Source organism: Streptomyces sp. NPDC001508 (genome assembly GCF_040298665.1).
Taxonomy (GTDB): domain Bacteria; phylum Actinomycetota; class Actinomycetes; order Streptomycetales; family Streptomycetaceae; genus Streptomyces.
In genome coordinates, this window is record NZ_JBEPAP010000013.1 from 87,851 (window position 1) to 105,802 (window position 17,952).

Annotated in this window: 19 protein-coding genes and 1 pseudogene; 12 read left to right on the plus strand and 8 right to left on the minus strand. The window is 72.2% G+C overall.

Going from position 1 to position 17,952, the window contains the following annotated elements; translation table 11 throughout:
- The first annotated feature begins 159 nt into the window (after nt 1-159).
- A complete protein-coding gene (locus ABT245_RS15165; protein WP_351733522.1) occupies nt 160-1,188 on the plus strand; it encodes an NAD-dependent epimerase/dehydratase family protein in 1,029 nt (342 codons plus the stop codon).
- A 45-nt stretch (nt 1,189-1,233) separates the two neighbouring features.
- On the opposite strand, the gene ABT245_RS15170 is transcribed toward ABT245_RS15165, so the two are convergent.
- The 3 genes and pseudogenes from ABT245_RS15170 to ABT245_RS15180 form a co-directional block, all read right to left on the minus strand.
- Nucleotides 1,234-2,829: an alpha/beta hydrolase gene (locus tag ABT245_RS15170; protein WP_351733525.1), complete on the minus strand. Its 1,596-nt coding sequence runs from the start codon at nt 2,827-2,829 to the stop codon at nt 1,234-1,236.
- A 119-nt stretch (nt 2,830-2,948) separates the two neighbouring features.
- Nucleotides 2,949-3,418, minus strand: a pseudogene (locus ABT245_RS15175) (urease accessory protein UreD); the annotation flags it as partial.
- 69 nt (nt 3,419-3,487) lie between these two features.
- Nucleotides 3,488-3,766 (minus strand): type II toxin-antitoxin system Phd/YefM family antitoxin, encoded by a 279-nt coding sequence (locus ABT245_RS15180; protein WP_351733527.1) that lies wholly within the window; start codon nt 3,764-3,766, stop codon nt 3,488-3,490.
- Between the two features lie 139 nt (nt 3,767-3,905).
- Here ABT245_RS15180 and ABT245_RS15185 point away from each other — a divergent pair, with 139 nt between their 5' ends.
- The 3 genes from ABT245_RS15185 (at nt 3,906) to ABT245_RS15195 (ending at nt 5,880) form a co-directional block, all read left to right on the plus strand.
- Nucleotides 3,906-4,538, plus strand: coding sequence for an ATP-dependent Clp protease proteolytic subunit (locus ABT245_RS15185; RefSeq protein WP_351733530.1), 633 nt, complete (start codon nt 3,906-3,908; stop codon nt 4,536-4,538).
- A 7-nt stretch (nt 4,539-4,545) separates the two neighbouring features.
- Nucleotides 4,546-4,854, plus strand: a complete 309-nt coding sequence (locus ABT245_RS15190) for a hypothetical protein (protein ID WP_351733533.1) — start codon at nt 4,546-4,548, stop codon at nt 4,852-4,854.
- Nucleotides 4,855-5,406: 552 nt separating this feature from the next.
- Nucleotides 5,407-5,880, plus strand: coding sequence for a C40 family peptidase (locus ABT245_RS15195; protein WP_351733535.1), 474 nt, complete (start codon nt 5,407-5,409; stop codon nt 5,878-5,880).
- Nucleotides 5,881-5,986: 106 nt separating this feature from the next.
- On the opposite strand, the gene ABT245_RS15200 is transcribed toward ABT245_RS15195, so the two are convergent.
- A complete protein-coding gene (locus ABT245_RS15200) occupies nt 5,987-6,445 on the minus strand; it encodes an ATP-binding protein (protein ID WP_351733537.1) in 459 nt (152 codons plus the stop codon).
- Between the two features lie 213 nt (nt 6,446-6,658).
- Here ABT245_RS15200 and ABT245_RS15205 point away from each other — a divergent pair, with 213 nt between their 5' ends.
- Nucleotides 6,659-7,519, plus strand: a complete 861-nt coding sequence (locus ABT245_RS15205; RefSeq protein ID WP_351733539.1) for a helix-turn-helix domain-containing protein — start codon at nt 6,659-6,661, stop codon at nt 7,517-7,519.
- Nucleotides 7,520-7,528: 9 nt separating this feature from the next.
- Nucleotides 7,529-7,753, plus strand: a complete 225-nt coding sequence (locus tag ABT245_RS15210; protein WP_351733542.1) for a DUF397 domain-containing protein — start codon at nt 7,529-7,531, stop codon at nt 7,751-7,753.
- 75 nt (nt 7,754-7,828) lie between these two features.
- Here ABT245_RS15210 and ABT245_RS15215 read toward each other — a convergent pair whose 3' ends face one another.
- Nucleotides 7,829-8,956 carry an 8-amino-7-oxononanoate synthase gene (locus tag ABT245_RS15215; protein WP_351733544.1) on the minus strand — a complete coding sequence of 376 codons (1,128 nt, stop codon included), beginning with the start codon at nt 8,954-8,956 and terminating at the stop codon, nt 7,829-7,831.
- 146 nt (nt 8,957-9,102) lie between these two features.
- On the opposite strand from ABT245_RS15215, the gene bioB reads away from it, so the two are divergent.
- From bioB to bioD, 3 genes are read left to right on the plus strand one after another with little or no spacing between them, the layout of a single operon-like run.
- Entirely contained in the window at nt 9,103-10,299 is a 1,197-nt protein-coding gene (gene bioB / locus ABT245_RS15220) for a biotin synthase BioB (protein ID WP_351733546.1), read from the plus strand.
- On the plus strand, nt 10,292-11,572 hold the full coding sequence (locus ABT245_RS15225; protein WP_351733549.1) for an adenosylmethionine--8-amino-7-oxononanoate transaminase: 1,281 nt from the start codon (nt 10,292-10,294) through the stop codon (nt 11,570-11,572). The genes bioB and ABT245_RS15225 overlap by 8 nt, the downstream gene beginning before the upstream one ends.
- Before the next feature lies 1 nt (nt 11,573).
- On the plus strand, nt 11,574-12,308 hold the full coding sequence (gene bioD / locus ABT245_RS15230; RefSeq protein ID WP_351733551.1) for a dethiobiotin synthase: 735 nt from the start codon (nt 11,574-11,576) through the stop codon (nt 12,306-12,308).
- Nucleotides 12,309-12,363: 55 nt separating this feature from the next.
- Here bioD and ABT245_RS15235 read toward each other — a convergent pair whose 3' ends face one another.
- The 3 genes from ABT245_RS15235 to ABT245_RS15245 all read right to left on the minus strand — a co-directional run bounded on the left by ABT245_RS15235 (nt 12,364) and on the right by ABT245_RS15245 (nt 14,607).
- Nucleotides 12,364-12,738 carry a fic family toxin-antitoxin system, toxin component gene (locus tag ABT245_RS15235; protein ID WP_351733554.1) on the minus strand — a complete coding sequence of 125 codons (375 nt, stop codon included), beginning with the start codon at nt 12,736-12,738 and terminating at the stop codon, nt 12,364-12,366.
- Nucleotides 12,739-12,742: 4 nt separating this feature from the next.
- Nucleotides 12,743-12,985, minus strand: a complete 243-nt coding sequence (locus tag ABT245_RS15240) for a toxin-antitoxin system HicB family antitoxin (RefSeq protein ID WP_351733557.1) — start codon at nt 12,983-12,985, stop codon at nt 12,743-12,745.
- 443 nt (nt 12,986-13,428) lie between these two features.
- Nucleotides 13,429-14,607, minus strand: coding sequence for an acyltransferase family protein (locus ABT245_RS15245; protein WP_351733559.1), 1,179 nt, complete (start codon nt 14,605-14,607; stop codon nt 13,429-13,431).
- Nucleotides 14,608-14,835: 228 nt separating this feature from the next.
- On the opposite strand from ABT245_RS15245, the gene ABT245_RS15250 reads away from it, so the two are divergent.
- The 3 genes from ABT245_RS15250 to ABT245_RS15260 all read left to right on the plus strand — a co-directional run bounded on the left by ABT245_RS15250 (nt 14,836) and on the right by ABT245_RS15260 (nt 17,912).
- Nucleotides 14,836-15,255, plus strand: a complete 420-nt coding sequence (locus tag ABT245_RS15250) for a GNAT family N-acetyltransferase (protein WP_351733562.1) — start codon at nt 14,836-14,838, stop codon at nt 15,253-15,255.
- 306 nt (nt 15,256-15,561) lie between these two features.
- A complete protein-coding gene (locus ABT245_RS15255) occupies nt 15,562-16,902 on the plus strand; it encodes a hemolysin family protein (protein ID WP_351733565.1) in 1,341 nt (446 codons plus the stop codon).
- Complete coding sequence (locus ABT245_RS15260) at nt 16,899-17,912, plus strand: hemolysin family protein (RefSeq protein WP_351733568.1); 1,014 nt, start codon at nt 16,899-16,901, stop codon at nt 17,910-17,912. Before ABT245_RS15255 ends, ABT245_RS15260 begins: the two co-directional genes overlap by 4 nt.
- Nucleotides 17,913-17,952: the final 40 nt, after the last annotated feature.

Here is a 17,952-nt window from a genome sequence, read left to right on the forward strand (position 1 = left end):
GGTTCTCTGCCGTCGGTTCTCTGCCGTCGGTTCTCTGCCGTCGGTTCTCTGCCGTCGGTTCTCTGCCGTCGGTTCTCTGCCGTCGGTTCTCTGCCGTCGGTTCTCTGCCGTTGGCAGAAGGGGTGGGGGGTGGTGGGTTGGGGGTCGTACGGTCGGCGGATGAGACGTGCTGTGGTGATCGGGGCGATGGGGCAGATCGGCCGCCCCACGGTGGACGCGCTGGTGCGGGACGGCTGGGAGGTGACGGCGGCCTCCCGGGGCGGCGGCCGGGACGAACGCTGGCCGCAGGAGGTAAGGACGGTGCGGCTGGACCGCGCCGACGACGCGGCGCTGGCCGCGGCGGTGGGCGAGGGGTGCGACCTCGTGGTCGACATGGTCGCCTACGGACAAGAGCACGCCCGGCAGTTGACCGCGCTGGCCGGCCGCGTCGGCTCCGCGGTGGTGATCTCCTCGGTGTCGGTGTACGAGGACGCCGACGGACGGGGCTTTGACACCCAGGGCGAGCCGGACGGCTTCCCCGCGTACCCGGTGCCCATCGTGGAGACCCAGCGCACGGTGCCCCCGGGCGAGTCCTCGTACAGCACCCGGAAGGCGGCGCTCGAGCGTGAACTCCTCGCCGCCGGGGACGCGTTGCCGACGACGCTGCTGCGGCCGGGTGCCGTCCACGGCGCGCACAGCCCGCTGCCCCGAGAGCTGTACTTCGTCAAGCGGAACCTCGACGGACGCGGCACCCGGGTGCTCGCCCACGGCGGCCGGAGCCGGTTCCATCCGGCGAGCGCCCGCACCATCGCCGAACTGGTCAGGCTGGCGGCGGCCCGACCGGGGTCGCGGGTGCTCAACGCCTGCGACCCACAGGCGCCGACGGTGGCGGAGATCGGCGCGGCGGTGGACGAGGTGATGGGCGTCGAGACGCGAACCGTTTTGGTGGACGGGCCGCCGCCCGAGGGCTCCGTGGGACGCACGCCGTGGTCGGTGCCGCGGCCGGTGGTCTGCGACATGACCGCCGCGGCACGGGAGCTGGACCACCGTCCGGTCATCACATACGCCGGCAGCCTGCCGGAGACGGTGGACCGGCTCCGGGCCGAACTGGCCCGGCGCGACTGGACCGAGGCCTTTCCGAAGCTGGCGCAGGCCTATCCCGACCTGTTCGACTATCCGGCCGAGGACGCCTGGCTGCGCGCACGATGAGCGGGAGGGGCGGCCGGGAGGACGTCCCGGCCGCCCCTCAGCCGGTCACGGCTTGGGCGTGGCGTGCGGTGCGCAGGTCACGTCGGCCGCGTCGACCTCGCCGGTGAGCAGATAGCTGTCCACCCGGTCGTTGACACAGGGGTTGACCAGCCCGGTCACGCCGTGCGAGCCGGCGTCCCGCTCGGTGATCAGGCGGGAGCCCTTGAAGCGCTTGTGCAGTTCGACGGCGCCCGGGTACGGGGTGGCGGCGTCCCTGGTGGACTGCACGATGAGCACCGGCGGCAGCCCCTTGCCGGTCTTCACGTCCACGGGGGTCTGCTGCTTGACCGGCCAGGTCGCGCACGGCAGGTTCATCCAGGCGTTGGACCAGGTCAGGAACGGGTAGTCGCGGTGCAGCCGGGTGTTGTCCCGGTCCCACCGACGCCAGCTGGTGGGCCACTTGGCGTCGGTGCACTCGACGGCCGTGTAGACCGCGTTGCCGTTCTCCGAGGCGATGTTCCCCGCGGTGTCGGACAGGTCCGGGGCGGCGGCGTCCACCAGCGCCTGGGTGTCACCGGCGACGTACTTGCTGAACACCGTGGCGACCGGCACCCACGAGGAGTCGTAGTACGGGGCGCTCTGGAAGAGAGAGAGCAGTTCGGCCGGGCCGACGACACCGCCGATGGGGTTCTTCTTGGCGGTGGCGCGCAACTGGAGCCACTTGGCCTCGACGGCGGCGCGGGTGGTGCCGAGGTGGAAGGCGGCGTCGTTGGCGGCGACCCAGTCCTGCCAGTCCCGCCAGCGGCCCTCGAAGGCGATGTCCTGGTTGAGGTTGGCCTGGTACCAGATGTTGTCCCGGGCCGGGTCGACCACGCTGTCGACGACCATGCGGCGGATGTGCCCCGGGAACAGGGTGCCGTAGACGGCGCCCAGGTAGGTGCCGTAGGAGACACCGAGGTAGTTGATCTTCCGCTCGCCGAGCGCGGCCCGGATGACGTCCAGGTCGCGAGCGGTGTTCGGCGTGGTCATGTGCGGCAGCATCGCGCCGCTGCGTTCGTGGCAGCCGTCCGCGTACTCGCGGGCCAGCTTGCGCTGGGCGAGCTTGTCGGCCTCGGAGTCGGGCACCGGGTCGGCCTTGGGCGCCCTGACGAACTCCTGCGGGTCGATGCAGGAGATGGGCGCGGAGTGGCCGACACCGCGCGGGTCGAAGCCCACGAAGTCGTACGCCTTGGCCGTCTTCGCCCACACGGCGTTCTTGTTGGTGACCCGGGTCGGGAAGCGCAGCCCGGAGGCGCCCGGACCGCCGGGGTTGTAGACGAGCGCGCCCTGGCGCTCCTGCGGGGTGCCCGTGTTGCCGATGCGGTCGACGGCGAGCTTGATCTGCTTGCCGTTCGGCTTGGCGTAGTCGAGCGGCACGGTGACCCAGCCGCACTGGATGGGCTTGGCGAGCCCCCAGTCGGCGGGGCAGTCCCGCCAGTCGATGCCCGCCTTCGCGGCCCGCTCGGCGGCGATCGCGGCGCCCCGGGCCTCGCGGCCCTGGCCGTGTCCCGAGGTGGCGGCGGCCGTGGGCGCCGATACGGCGCCGGCCATCAGGGTCGCGGTGACGAGCGCTCCGGCCGAACCGAGCGCGAGCACGCGGTTCTTCGGTCTGTTCTGCCTCAAGTGGGCCCTCCCCCTGCATCGCTGTGAATGTCATGTGAATGTCAGGAGGATCCTCGTCCCTGTGCGGAGCCTGAGAACAGGGGTCGTTGACCTTCTTTGCCAATCCGATAGCCGGACGATCAGGTCCCGCTGAGCGGAGAGCCCGCGTCCAGCAGCGCCAACGCCTCGCCCAGCAGCCGCCGCAGCCGCAGTCCCTCGGCGGCGACGGCGCTCACCAGCACGGCGGGCCCGACCGACGGGACGACCGCCGCCCCCTCCCCAGCAGCCGGGCCACCGGCATGCCATCGGCGAACTCGGGCCGTACAACGACGAGTTGGCCCGCAGCACGATGTCCCGCGAGGACGGCGGGACCGTCCCAGCCGCCCGGCGTGCCGGGCCCCAGGCCAACTCCTGGTCGAGCACGCCACGCCCGCCGAGCCGCACCGTCAGCCGACTGCCGAGCCGCCCCGGTTCCCCTCCCGCCCGGCCGAGCACCCGCTCCTCGCCCAGCACGAGACGGGCCCGGCGGGGAGGTCGACCGGGTGGTGACATACAGCTCGCTGCCGGCCGCGGAGGTCAACGACTCGGGCAGCCTGAGCTGTTCGCCCCCGCCGCTGGAGCGGACGGGGGTGCACGGCCCCGTCGTCGTGCGGCGCCGGGCCGCGGCCGGGCGACGGGGTCAGGGGCCGCCGGCCCCCCGGTGTTCGGCCGCGATACCGAAGCGGCGCTGCTCACGGGGCGCGCCCGCGACCTCGTGGACGCCGGCGACCGAGCTGACGATCTGTTCGTCCGCGGGCTCCGGGAGTTCTTCGAGCCGCTCCAGGTCGGCGGCGGAGACGAGGGCGACGAGAGGCTTGCCGTGGCGCGTCACGACGACACGTTCACCGCCGTACACCACCCGGTTGATCAGGTCGGCGAGTTCAGCCCTGGCTTGCGTCACCGGAATCTCGTAGGCCATGACCCCACCTTACGGGGCTTGCCCGGACTCCCTCCCGGCCCGAGGGCGCCGCAACCCCCACCCCGCCAGTATGTACGTCCTGTACATTTTCCACAGAGAGCGTCGCCGCAAGCGGCTGCGCCGCGAGGAGGGGTTTGCCATGACCGGACCGTCCGCCCGCCACGTCCTGCCCGAGTTCACCGAACGCACGAGCGCGGGAGTGCGCACGCTCGATCCGTACGCGAAGCTGCTCGAGGAGCGGATCGTCTTCCTGGGCACGCCGATCGACGACACCGCGGCGAACGACGTGATGGCGCAGTTCATGCACCTGGAACACCACGCCCCGGACCAGGACATCTCGCTGTACGTCAACTCCCCCGGCGGCTCGTTCAGCGCGATGACGGCCATCTACGACACGATGCGGTACATCACCTGTGAGGTGGAGACGATCTGCCTGGGGCAGGCCGGCTCCTCGGCGGCGGTGCTGATCGCGGCCGGCACCGCGGGCAAGCGGTTCACGCTGCCGGGCGCGCGGCTGCTGCTCCAGCAGCCGTCGCTGTCGCGGCCGGTGCAAGGCCAGCCGAGCGATCTGGTCATCGAAGCCGAGGAGTTGGCGCGCGTGCGCGCGCTCCAGGAGGAGATGCTGGCGCGCCACACGGACCGCACCCCGGAGCGGGTCCACGAGGACCTGGAGCGGGACCTGGTCCTGGACGCCCGGGGCGCGCTGGAGTACGGGCTGGTGGACGCGGTCATCCCGAGCCGCAGGGCCGCGCGCCCGACCGACGCGGGGTGAGCCGCGGATGCTGCCGCCGGAACTGCCGCCGCTGCCCGCGCTGACCCGGGCCGAGAGCGAGCTGATCGACCGTTATCTGGAGGCGGTCGACCTGCTCGGCCGGATCAATCCGGCGCGGGCCGAGCACACCTACCACGGCCTGCGGGCCGCCCAGGCGCTGGTGCGCACCGCGACGGACCTGCGGGACGCGCTGGCCCTGATGCACACGAGAGGTGAGACCGAGGTGCACACGGCCACCCTGGCCCGGGCGCTGCGGGTGCTGGACGGCGAGCGGCGCACCGCCCGGGTCGCCGTGCCGCCCGACGGCGCGGACTGACACGGGCGCGTCCGGCCCCCGCGCGCCGCCATGCCGACGATCCGTCATGGATCGGGCCGAAACGGTCCAAACGGTTTACCCCTGTTCGGCGTAGCCCGGCTTTCTTTTTCCGGCCCGGGACGGTTGGGTACGGCGCATGGTCGGCAGCCGCGCCGAGGTGCTTCGGCGCTGGTCCGGGGGTGCGCAGCCCCCTCGGCCGGGTATCGAACACAGCACTGTCCAGCCGAACGGGTGAATGGTGAACAACGCCACACATCCCCGGTTCCATTGGGATTTTCGGACAGTTGTGAGTGAAGATCCCTGTCTGACGACAAGCCCCCGCCACAACGGCGGGGCGGTCCGGGCGGACGCCGAGTCCTGCCGCCGCCCGGACGACCGGTCGACAGGAGTGGATCGGCAGGAGTGGAGGACCCGAGCATGACGGGTCGCCGGAGCGGACAGCGGTCCGCTCCGAGCAGCCCTTGGGGTGAAGCCGTGGCGACACGGCCGGGCAACTTCGCCAGCCCGAATCCGACAGGTCATCCTTCACAGGCGGCTGACGAAGGGTTGCGCATGACTGCGCTCAATCGTGTCCCGTCACTGATGGCCCGGGCCGGTACGGCCTCGGCGTTGACCATCGCCGCCGTGGGCGGCTCGATCGTGGCCCCCGGCCTTGCGCCCGACGCGCAGGCCGCGACCACGGCGACGAAGGCGCTGGGGATCGCGGCGTCCAAGAAGGGGTCCCCGTACAAGTGGGGGGCCACCGGGCCGCGCAGGTTCGACTGCTCCGGGCTCACGCTGTACTCGTTCAAGAAGGCGGGCAAGACGCTGCCGCGCACGGCCGCCCAGCAGTACAACAAGTCGCGCCATATCTCGGCCAAGAGCCGCAAGGCCGGAGACCTGGTGTTCTTCCATTCGGGCTCCAACGTCTACCACGTGGGCATCTATGCGGGTCATGGGAAGATCTGGCACGCCCCGAAGACCGGGGACGTGGTGCGGCTGCAGAAGATCTGGACGAAGAGCGTCTGGTACGGCCGGGTCGGCTGACCCGGCCGAGCGGGTGCCGCCGCCCCCGACGCGCCGCCGCCCCCGCACATCCGGCCGGGGCTGACCGGGCGTCAGGCGGGCCCGGCCCCGCTCCAGGCCCGGAGGACTACGGCTCCTGCCGGCCCACCGCCGTCACCGGGTGGGCCGGCACGGTCCAGGGCAGTTCCACGGTGACGGTCTTGCCGCCCTCGCGGGTGGGCCGGACGCACAGCTTGCCGCCGCATTCGGCGGTGAGCCAGCGGACGATGACCATGCCGCGGCCGTTGTCCTGCTGGACGGCCGCGGGGAGTCTCTTCGGGAAGCGCGGATGACTGTCGGTGACACCGACGCGCAGATGCGCGTCACGGTCGAGCGCGAGATCGACCGTGAAGGTGGGTGACTGGCCGAAGGTGTGCTGCACGGCGTTGGTGGCCAGCTCGGAGACGATGAGGCGGATCGTCTCGGCGGCGTCCGTGTCCGACGGCAGGCCCCACTCCACGAGGGTGCTCAGCACATGCGCGCGCGCCGCGGAGACCGAGGCGGGATCGCTCGGCAGAGTGATGGATGCTTCCAGATGGTCTGCCATGGCGATGTCGTCCCTTTCCCACGGGACCGCAGTCCGACACGGAGCGGATGGTTCGAGTACGGTCCCGGACTGGTGCTTCGTCGCCCAGACTGCCATCAGCGCGCCGGTCACGCGGGGCATCCACCAAGATATGCATATATCTGTCGCTCGAAGCGGTGAACTCTGCGACGGCAGACCCTATTTGGGCGGCTCGTAAGGAGTAAGGAGTTGCCCATGCAGCACGGTCCCGCGGTACGCCGCCGGAAACTGGGCGCCGAACTGCGCGCCCTGCGCACCGGCGCCGGGCTCACGAGCGGTGAGGCGGCCTCGTTGGTGGGCTGGCACCAGTCGAAGGTGAGCCGCGTCGAGACGGGCGCGAGTGGCGTGAAACCGACCGATGTGCGGTTGCTGCTCGACGCGTACGACGTGCGGGACGCCCAACTGCGGGAGTTGCTGCTGGTGTTGGCGGGATCCGGGGACGCCGATGACCGACACCGCTGGTGGCACGCCTACCGCGGGGTACTGCCGCCCACCTACCGGGACTTCATCAGCCTGGAGTCGCAGGCCAGCGGGATGCGCACGCTGGAGACGTCGGTCGTGCCCGGGTTGCTGCAGACGCCCGAGTACGCCCGCGCGGTGACCCGGGCCGCGGTGGACGCTCTCGACGAGGACCGGCTGGACGCGCTGGTGGAGGTGCGGCTCGCCCGGCAGGACGTGCTGCGCTCGCAGCCGCCGCTGGCGCTGAGCGCCGTGCTGGACGAGGCGGTGCTGCGCCGGGAGGTCGGCGGACCGGGCGTCATGACACGGCAGTTGGAACGGCTGATGGAGGCGGCGCGGCTGCCGCAGGTGCGGCTCCAGGTGCTGCCTTTTGCCGCCGGAGCACACATTGGCATCACCGGGCCTTTCGTAATCTTCTCATTTCGGAGCACTTCTGATCTGGACGTCGTTGTTCTTGACCAGTTGACGAGTAGCCTCTACCTCGAACGGAAAGAAGACCTCCAGGCCTACACCGAGGCCTTCAACACCCTTCAGATCCACGCCCTTTCGCCCGAGGACTCGTTGGATTACATCGCCGGGATATGTGACGGCGCGTAAGGAGGCACCATGACCGCACTGCCTCGGAACGTACCTTCCGCTGCCGAACTGCCCGCTGTGCGCTGGTTACGCAGCAGCTACAGCACGGGAGCCAACAACTGCGTGGAGACGGCACGGCCGCGCTCCGGTCCGCGGACCGGACTGCTCGCCGTGCGCGACTCCAAGGACCCGACCGGGCCCGCGCTGCTCTTCTCCCCCGAGAGCTGGGCGGGCTTCCTCGCCGCGCTGCGTTGACCCCCGTACCGCCCCGTCCGACCGACCGCTACTGACCGAATCCGCTCGGGCGGCGCACGGCCGTGTCACGCCGACTCATGGTCGCGCCCCGCCGATCACCCGTACAGCGCGTTCGATCTCCGCCCCGGAGAGGTCCGCACGGGCGGTGAGCCTGAGCCGTGAGACGCCGTCGGGCACGGACGGCGGACGGAAACAGCCCACGGCGAGGCCGGCCGTACGGCAGTCGGCCGCCCAGCGGACGGCCTGCTCCGGGGACGGCGCGCGCACGGAGACGACCGCGGCGTCCGGGCGCACCGCTTCGAGGCCCGCCGCGGTCAGCCGTGCGTGCAGTTCGGCGGCCACCGCACGCGCGCGAGCCGCCCGCTGCGGTTCGCGGCGCAGCAGGCGCAGGGCCGCGAGCGCCGCGCCGGCCGCCGCGGGCGCGAGGCCCGTGTCGAAGATGAAGGTGCGGGCCGCGTTGACCAGGTGGTCGATCACCCGGGCGGGGCCGAGCACGGCGCCGCCCTGACTGCCCAGCGACTTGGACAGCGTGGCCGTGACCACGACGTCGTCGGCGCCCGCGAGACCGGCCGCGTGCGGGGCTCCCCTGCCGCCGTCCCCCAGCACGCCAAGCCCGTGGGCGTCGTCCACCAGCAGCCCCGCGCCGTGCTCCCGGCACGCCTCGGCGAGGGCCGCGAGCGGCGCGGCGTCCCCGTCGACCGAGAAGACCGTGTCGGAGACGACGACCGCGGGCCCCTCGTGCGGGCCGAGCGCCTTGCGCACCGCGTCCGGGTGGGCGTGCCCGACCACCTGGGTGAGGCCACGGGCCAGCCGGCAGCCGTCGATGAGGGACGCGTGGTTGCCCGCGTCGGAGACGATCAGACAGCCGTGCGGTCCCAGGGCGGTGACCGCGGCGAGGTTCGCGGCGTATCCGGAGGAGAAGACCAGGGCCGCCTCGAAGCCGCAGAAGGCGGCCAGCTCGCGCTCCAGTTCGCCGTGCAGCTCCGTGGTGCCGGTGACCAGCCGCGAGCCGGTGGCGCCGCCGCCCCAGACGCGCGCGGCGTCGCCGGCGCCCGCGACGACCTCCGGATGCCGGGCCAGGCCCAGGTAGTCGTTGCTCGCGAGGTCGAGGAGCGGCGAGTCGGCCGCGCGTGGGCGCAGCGTGCGGACGAGTCCGGCCCGGCGGCGCAGCTCCGCCTGCTCGTCGATCCAGCCGAACGCCATGGCTCCTCCGGGGATTTGTAGGCAGTGCACAGACCCTAGCCGGGCCGCCTGCCGTCCGTTGTGTGGCCATACCCACACGTCGAACCGCCCGCATTGTATGAACCCTCCTTGGCCCGGACCGCTCCCACAGGGCAGGATCGGACCCCATGGACCTCCTGAACACGCTCGTGGACAAGGGCCTGCGGCGCGAGCCGCCGACCCGCGACGAGGCACTCGCCGTGCTCGCCACCTCGGACGACGACCTGCTCGACGTGGTGGCCGCGGCCGGACGGGTGCGCCGGCACTGGTTCGGCCGGCGCGTGAAACTCAACTACCTGGTCAACCTCAAGTCCGGCCTGTGCCCCGAGGACTGCTCCTACTGCTCACAGCGGCTGGGTTCGACGGCCGGCATCCTGAAGTACACCTGGCTCAAGCCCGACGAGGCGTCCGAGGCCGCCGCCGCGGGCCTGGCCGGCGGTGCCAAGCGGGTGTGCCTGGTGGCCAGCGGCCGGGGCCCGACGGACCGGGACGTGGACCGGGTCTCCGAGACGATCAGGACCATCAAGGAACGCAACGAGGGCGTCGAGGTCTGCGCGTGCCTCGGTCTGCTCTCCGACGGCCAGGCCGAGCGGCTGCGCGCGGCCGGCGCCGACGCGTACAACCACAACCTCAACACCTCCGAGGGCACGTACGCGGACATCACGACCACGCACACGTACGCCGACCGCGTCGACACGGTGCACAGGGCGCACGCTGCGGGGCTGTCCCCGTGCTCCGGACTGATCGCGGGCATGGGCGAGAGCGACGAGGACCTGGTGGACGTGGTCTTCGCGCTGCGCGAGCTGGACCCGGACTCGGTGCCGGTGAACTTCCTGATCCCGTTCGAGGGCACCCCGCTGGCGAAGGAGTGGAACCTCACCCCGCAGCGCTGTCTGCGCATCCTCGCGATGGTCCGGTTCGTCTGCCCCGACGTCGAGGTCCGGGTCGCCGGCGGTCGCGAGGTGCATCTGCGCACCCTGCAACCGCTCGCGCTGCACCTGGCCAACTCCGTCTTCCTCGGCGACTACCTGACCAGCGAGGGGCAGGCGGGCAAGGCCGACCTGGAGATGATCGCGGACGCCGGGTTCGTGGTGGAGGGCGCCGAGGAGGTGACACTGCCGGAGCACCGGGCGGCGGGAGCGGGCGGCTGCGGCTCGCACACCGAGCGGGGCGCCGGGCCGGACCCCGAGCAGGGCTGCCGGGCGCACGAGGACGGGGGCGCGTGCGGTGCGGCCGTCTCCGCGCCGCGGGAGAGCGAGGCGCGCACCGATCTGGTCGCCGTCCGCCGCCGGGGCCCCGGAACGGATCTCGCGCCCAATGCCTGACCTCGAAGTGCCCGCGCTGCTGGAACTGGACCGGCGGCATGTGTGGCATCCGTACGGCCCGATGCCCGGGCGCGCCGAACCGCTCGTCGTGGCGTCGGCGAGCGGGGTCCGGCTGCGACTGGCCGACGGCTCGGGCGAGCTGGTCGACGGCATGGCGTCCTGGTGGTCGGCGATCCACGGCTACAACCATCCGGTGCTCAACGAGGCCGCGCGGGGTCAGCTGGAGCGGATGAGCCATGTGATGTTCGGCGGGCTCACCCACGAGCCCGCCGTCCGGCTCGCGAAGCTCCTTGTCGATATGTCGCCCAACGGGCTCGAGCATGTCTTCCTCGCCGACTCAGGCTCGGTCTCGGTCGAGGTCGCGGTCAAGATGTGCCTGCAGTACTGGCGCTCGCTCGGCCGCCCTCAGAAGCACCGGCTGCTGACCTGGCGGGGCGGCTACCACGGCGACACCTGGCAGCCGATGTCCGTGTGCGACCCCGAGGGCGGGATGCACGGGCTGTGGGCCGGGGTGCTGCCGCGCCAGGTCTTCGCGGACCCGCCGCCGGCCGGGTACGAGGAGGCGTACGCGGAGCGGTTGCGCGAGCTGATCGGGCGGCACGCGGACGAGCTGGCCGCCGTGATCGTGGAGCCGGTGGTGCAGGGCGCGGGCGGGATGCGGTTCCACTCGCCGGATTATCTGCGGGTGCTGCGCGAGGCGTGCGACGCGCATGACGTGCTGCTGGTGTTCGACGAGATCGCGACCGGATTCGGCCGGACGGGCGCGTTGTTCGCCGCGGAGCACGCGGCGGTGGTGCCGGACGTGATGTGCGTGGGCAAGGCGCTGACCGGCGGTTATCTGACGATGGCGGCGACGTTGTGCACCGCACGGGTGGCGCAGGGGATCTCCCGGGGCGAGGTCCCGGTCCTCGCGCACGGCCCGACGTTCATGGGCAATCCGCTGGCCGCGGCCGTCGCCTGCGCGTCGATCGAGCTGCTGCTGGGGCAGGACTGGCGCGCGGAGGTCAAGCGGATCGAGACGGGCCTGCGGGCCGGTCTGGCCCCGGCCTCGGACCTGCCCGGGGTGCGTGACGTAAGGGTCCTGGGCGCCATCGGCGTGGTGCAGCTCGACCACGAGGTGGACCTGGCGGCGGCCACCGCGGCGGCCGTGCGCGCGGGCGTGTGGCTGCGACCGTTCCGCGATCTGGTGTACACGATGCCGCCGTACGTCACCGGTGACGAGGACGTGGCACGGATCGCCGGCGCGGTGTGCGCGGCGGCACGGGAGGGATGAGATGCCGGTTCTGGTGATCACGGGCACGGGCACGGAGGTCGGCAAGACGGTCACGACCGCGGCGGTGGCCGCCGCCGCGGTGGCGGCCGGCCGGTCGGTGGCCGTGCTGAAGGCGGCGCAGACGGGCGTGGGGCCGGGTGAGCCCGGGGACGCGGACGAGGTGGCGCGGCTCGCGGGCTCGGTGACGGCGGCCGAACTGGCCCGCTATCCGGAGCCGTTGGCGCCGTGGACTGCGGCCAGGCGGTCCGGCCTCGCCCCCGTGCGTCCGTACGAGGTCGCCGACGCCGCCGCCAAGCTGACAACCGAGCACGATCTGGTGCTGGTCGAGGGTGCGGGCGGGCTGCTCGTGCGGTTCGACAGGGCGGGCGGCACCCTGGCGGACGTGGCCCGGCTGCTGGCGGCGCCGGTGCTGGTGGTCGCGTCGGCCGGTCTGGGCACGCTGAACACGACCGAGCTGACGGCGCGTGAACTGCGCCTGCGTGCCATCGAGTTGCTGGGGGTGGTGATCGGCAGCTGGCCCCGGTCAGCCGATCTCGCCGCGCGGTGCAATCTCGCGGACCTGCCGGAGGTGGCGGGCGCCCCGCTGCTCGGCGCGCTGCCGGCCGGGGCCGGCGCCCTGCCACCGCCCGACTTCCGCAGGGCGGCCCCGACGTGGCTGTCCCCCCGTCTCGAGGGCACCTGGGACGCGACGTCCTTCCAGAGCCGGGAGGCTCCCCCCGCGGGCCCACCACGGTGACGGAGCGGCGTTCGCGTACGGCGGGCAACGGCGGGCGGGCGTCGGCCGGGCCGGGTCACAGCGTCCACCGGTGCAGCTGCCGTGCGATGTCGGACACCGACGCCTCCCCGTCCTTGACCAGCCGGGCCAGATCGCGGACCTGTTCCGGCGAGGTGGTGACCTTCAGGCCGCTGGCGACGAGATAGGCGTAGGCGACGGCGGAGGCGAACAGGGCGTTGGAGCGTTCCAGCGCGGGCACGTGGATCAGCAGTTGGAGCAGGGCGGCGGCGCGGGCGTGCGGGCCCTCGTAGACGGGGATGTCGAATATCTCGGCCCGGTGCCGGGCGACCGCGGCGACCAGCGCGCCCCAGTCGGTGACCTGGGGGTCTCCCGGTGTCTTCTGCTCCGCGAGCATGAGGAGCCAGGCGAGATCGATGCTGAGGTCGTTCAACGGGTCAGCGCCGGCCTTCGCTCCGGCCGGTGCCGCGGTCCTCGCCGAACTCGTCCGCGAACACGCCCTCGTACTGCTTCATGAAGTCGGCGGCGGCCTCCACGAAGGTGCGGCCGGCCTCCCCGGTGTCCCGCCGGACCAGCTCCTCGATGTAGCGGTTGACGCTCATGCCGCGGGCCTGGGCGCGCTCGCGGGCGGCCCGGGCGGTGCCCTCGTCCACCCGTACGTTCAGCTGGGTCTTGGCCATGGCCCTGACGCTAGCGCCGGACCGCTAGCGGCGGCAAGCGGTCCGCCCCGGAGATTGCCCGGTACACCGGCTTACGGGGCCCGACCTGGGGCGGAGACCGGATCGGCCGCACGAGGGACGTCGGAGGTGCGCCGGGTCACACTGCCCTCGCCTGGACACCGGAGCCTGGACGCCGCTCACCTCGGCGGGCGCAGGACCGCCGAGGGCGCCGCCTCGTCCACCACCACCGCGCCGCAGACGCGCCTAGGGCATGCCCAGGGCGTGTTTCGAAAGTCGCGTCGTCCGTCCGAAAGGCGGGCCCCGCGGCGTCTGGTGCGTGCGATCGCAAGGCGGAGGGTCGTCCTCGTACTGGACGTTCTTGGACGAGCCCGAACAACGCAGCGAGGGTGCGTGCCAGGCGTCGCGGTGCGGACGGGACTTTCGAAACACGCCCTAGCGGGGCCCTAGCGGGTGGCCCTTGCGAAGGAGGCGTCGAGGCCGCTCTTGAGGACCCGGGCGACCGGGCGCTCGACGAACCGGTGCACCAGCCAGCTCAGCACCAGGAAGGCCGCGATCACGACGGCGACCACCAGCCGGACGTCCATCGTGTCGCGCAGGCGGTGGATCAGCGTCGTACCGGCCACGTAGTGCATGAGGTAGAGCGGGTAGGTCAGAAAGCCGGCGGTGACCAGCCACTTCCAGCGGATGCGGTCGGTGAGCCCGAGCGCGACGGCCACCATGACCAGCATGAACACGGTGAAGATCAGTACGGCTCCGCGCCAGCTGGAGACACCCTCGTACTCCACCCGCGTCCCCAGCTCCCGCTGGCCCATCAGCCACGCCATGGCCAGGATGCCCCACAGCATCAGGTCCTGGCCGAAGCGGTGCATGAGGTAGAGGGCGAGGCCCGCGATGAAGTACCAGGCGCCGCTCGGGTCGGCCACCAGATTCAGCAGCGGGAGCTTGGCGACCGGCGCGAGCATCGCCGCCGCGCCCCACACACAGCAGAACACCACGACCCTGCGGTAGGTCAGGCCCATGGCGACGACGACCAGGAAGAGAAGGTAGAAGCGCAGCTCCGACCAGAGGGTCCAGTAGACGGGATCGACGTTCGGCACGCCCGAACCGGCTTGCAGCATCGTGAGGTTGAACAGGACGTCGCGCATCGCGAGCCGGTCCCACACGCCGGGCAGCGCCACCAGCACGCCCGTGGTGAAGACGACGCCGAACCAGTAGGCGGGATACAGGCGGATCACCCGCGAGACGAAGAACTGCCGCGGGGTGCGGCCCCAGCAGGACATGCAGATGACGAAGCCGCTGATCACGAAGAAGATCTCGACGCCGATCCAGCCGAAGGAGGCGAACCGGAACACCGTGGGCATCAGGTCGGACACCGGCCGGTCCCAGATGGCGTTGCCCGGCCGGTCGGCCCGCTCGGTGCCGGCGTAGTGGTGCACGACCACCATCAGGGCGGCGACCAGGCGGATGCCGTCGACGACGTACAGCCGGGGGCGGCCCCGCCGGGCGGCCGCGCGCTGGGACGCGGAGGCCGGTCGGGGCGAACGCTCGGCGAGTGCGACGCCGCCGGTGGGTGTCGACGAGCTGCCGTGCACAGCGTGCATCAGGGCTGAGCCATCCCTCATGAGACAACCTCGGGCCTTGTGGCCCACGGACGGCTCACGCTACGTCCACGCCTTCCGCGCCATCGGGGCAGGAAAGAATAAATCACACACACCGTCACAGAGAGTTACCGCATCTCTCATCTGCCGGACCCGCAACGTTCTCCATTGCTTCACCTCATCTCACTGCGCGGGCAGCGCGCCTGCGGAAACCGTTCGCCAGACGGGCGGGCGCTCTGTTTGGCTCGCCGCATGAGTGATCTCCACATCCGCTGTGCCGTCCCCGCCGACATCGACACCGTGCTGCGGTTCTGGCGCGAGGCCGCGGAAGGCGCCAGCATCAGCGACGACCATGACGGAGTCGGCCGTCTCATCGCACGGGACCCCGAGGCGCTGCTCCTCGCGGAGCGCGACGGGGTCCTCGTCGGCACGGTGATAGCCGGCTTCGACGGATGGCGGTGCTCCGCGTACCGGCTTGCCGTGCATCCGGCGCACCGTCGGCAGGGCATCGCCGGCGCCCTGCTCGATGCGGCCGAACAGCGCTTCGCCGCCCTCGGCGGCCGACGGGTCGACGCCATGGTCCTGGAGGCCAACGAGCGGGCCCACCACGCCTGGGGCGCGGCCGGCTACCACCGCGAGGACCACTGGCGGCGCTGGGTCAAACCACTGTAAGCACGGATCCCGGCCCGCCCGGTCCACGCGGCATGCACGACCGGCCCCCGGCCCCCCGGCCCATAGGGCATGCGCGACGGGTCGCCGGGTACCCCAGCGGCAGGCCGGGAGCGCGGGCGGCGGCCGGGGCTTCCCTCGCCGACCGACACCCTTTGCCCGTCCTTTACTATTGAAGGATCATGGGGCCGACCGGTCCCCCTGCCCCGGTGACGAAAGGTGTGAGCGTCCGCCCATGGACGAGCCTCCCAGTCCGCGACATCGCGCGATCCTTCCTGCCCTGGCCGATCATGGGACGGAGGTGAACCGATGACCGAAGTGCTCCTCCTGCTGGTGGCGATCCTGCTCTCGCTCGCCTGCGGTGCCTTCGTCGCCGCCGAGTTCTCGCTGACCACGGTGGAACGCGGCGAACTGGAGCGCGCCGCCGAGCGCGGCGAGCACGGCGCGGCCGGCGCCCTCAAGGCCGTACGGAATCTGACGTTCCAGCTCTCCGGCGCGCAGCTCGGCATCACGGTCACCAACCTGGTGGTCGGCATGCTCTCCGAGCCGTCCATCGCCCGGCTGATCGCGGGCCCGCTCAGGGCCCTCGGCGTCCCGTCCTCCGCGTCCGGCTCGATCGCCCTGGTCATCGGCACCGCGCTGTCCACCGTGTTCCTGATGGTCGTCGGCGAGCTGGTGCCCAAGAACTGGGCGATCTCTTCGCCGTTGGCCGTGGCCAGGCGGGTGGGCAGTCCGCAGCGCTGGTTCAGCGCCGCCTTCCGCCCCTTCATCACGCACCTGAACAACACCGCCAACCGTGTGGTGCGCCGCTTCGGCGTGGAGCCGGCCGAGGAACTGGCCTCCGCGCGCGGACCGCAGGAGCTGGCTGCGCTGGCCCGCCACTCCGCCAGGGAGGGCGCCCTGGAGGCGGACACCGCCGAACTGTTCGTACGGACCCTGAACCTCGCCGATCTCACCGCGGAGAACGTGATGACCCCACGGGTCCAGGTCGTCGCCCTCGACGTCCAGGCGACCTGCGAGGACGTGGCGAACGCGACCCGGGCGACCGGGCTGTCACGGTTCCCGGTCTACCGCGGCGGCCTGGACACGGTGGTCGGGGTCGCGCACATCAAGGACGTGCTGGCGGTGCCCGGCGCGGAGCGGGCCCGCTGCGGCGTCGCGCAGGTGATGCGCGAGCCGCTGCTCGTCCCCGAGTCGCTGACCGTCGACCGGCTGCTGTACCGGCTGTCCGGCAAGCGCACGATGGCGGTCGTCATCGACGAGTACGGCGGTACGGCGGGCGTGGCGACCCTGGAGGACATCGTCGAGGAGGTCGTCGGCGAGGTGCGGGACGAGCACGACCCGCACGAGATGCCGGACCTCGCCCCCGCCGGGGCCGACGAGGAGGGCAGGGCCGTCTACTCGGCCGACGGCGCCGTCCGCGCCGACCAGCTCGTCCGTGTGGGCCTGCGGGTGCCCGAGGGTCCGTACGAGACCCTGGCCGGCCTGGTCGCCACCGAGCTGGGCCGGATTCCCACGGTCGGTGACCGCATCGAGGTCGCCGGGTGGCGGCTCGACGTGGTCGACGCCGCCGGGCACCGGGCCGCCCGGGTGCGGCTGCACGCACCGCTCGACAACGGGACCGACGTGAGCGCGGAGGACGAGAAGTGACCGCCGTACAGCTGCTGATCGGTCTGGCGACCCTCGTCGTCAACGCCTTCTTCGTGGGTGCCGAGTTCGCCCTGATCTCCGTGCGGCGCTCGCAGATCGAGCCGCACGCCGAGTCGGGCGACCGGCGCGCGAAGATCGTGCTGTGGGGCCTGGAGCATGTGTCCGTGCTGATGGCCGCCGCCCAACTGGGCATCACCCTGTGCACGCTGGTCCTGGGTGTGGTCGCGGAGCCCGCCATCGCCCATCTGCTGGAGCCGGTCTTCCACGCCGTGGGTGTGCCCAAGGGCGCGGGCCACGCCGTGTCCTTCGTGATCGCGCTGGCGCTGGCGACGTATCTGCACATGCTGCTCGGCGAGATGGTGCCCAAGAACATCGCGCTCGCCGAACCCGTGCGCAGCGCGCTGCTGCTCGGACCGCCCCTGGTCGCCCTGTCCCGGGCGCTGCGCCCGGTGATCTTCGCGATCAACGCCTTCGCGAACGCGCTGCTCAAGCTGCTCAGGGTGGAGGCGAAGGACGAGGTCACGGCGACGTTCTCGGACGCGGAACTGGCCCAGATCGTCAAGGACGCGGGCGCGGCGGGCCTGATCGACGACCGGGCGCAGGAGCGGCTGCACGACGCCCTGGAGCTGGGCCGGCGTCCGGTGCGCGACGTGGTGGTCCCGCTGGCGGATGTGGTCTACGCGCGCGTGGGCGTCACCCCCGAGCAACTGGAGCAGTTGTCCGCGCAGTCGGGCTTCTCCCGCTTCCCGGTGGTGGACGAGGGGCGCCGCATCGCCGGCTATCTGCATGTCAAGGACGCGTTGGACGCCTCGCCGCGGGACATGCCGCTGCGGCTGCGGGACATGCGGCCCATCGCGCGCGTCCGGGAGAGCACACCGCTGGACGACGTGCTCACCGCGATGCGGGGCGGCCGTACGCATCTGGCGGCCGTCATCGGGGCCGACGGGCGGCTGGCCGGTCTGGTGACGATGGAGGACGTGCTGCGGGAGCTGTTCGGCCAGCGCGCCTGAGGCCCGGCGGGGCCCGGCCCGACCGACCGGCGGGTATGTG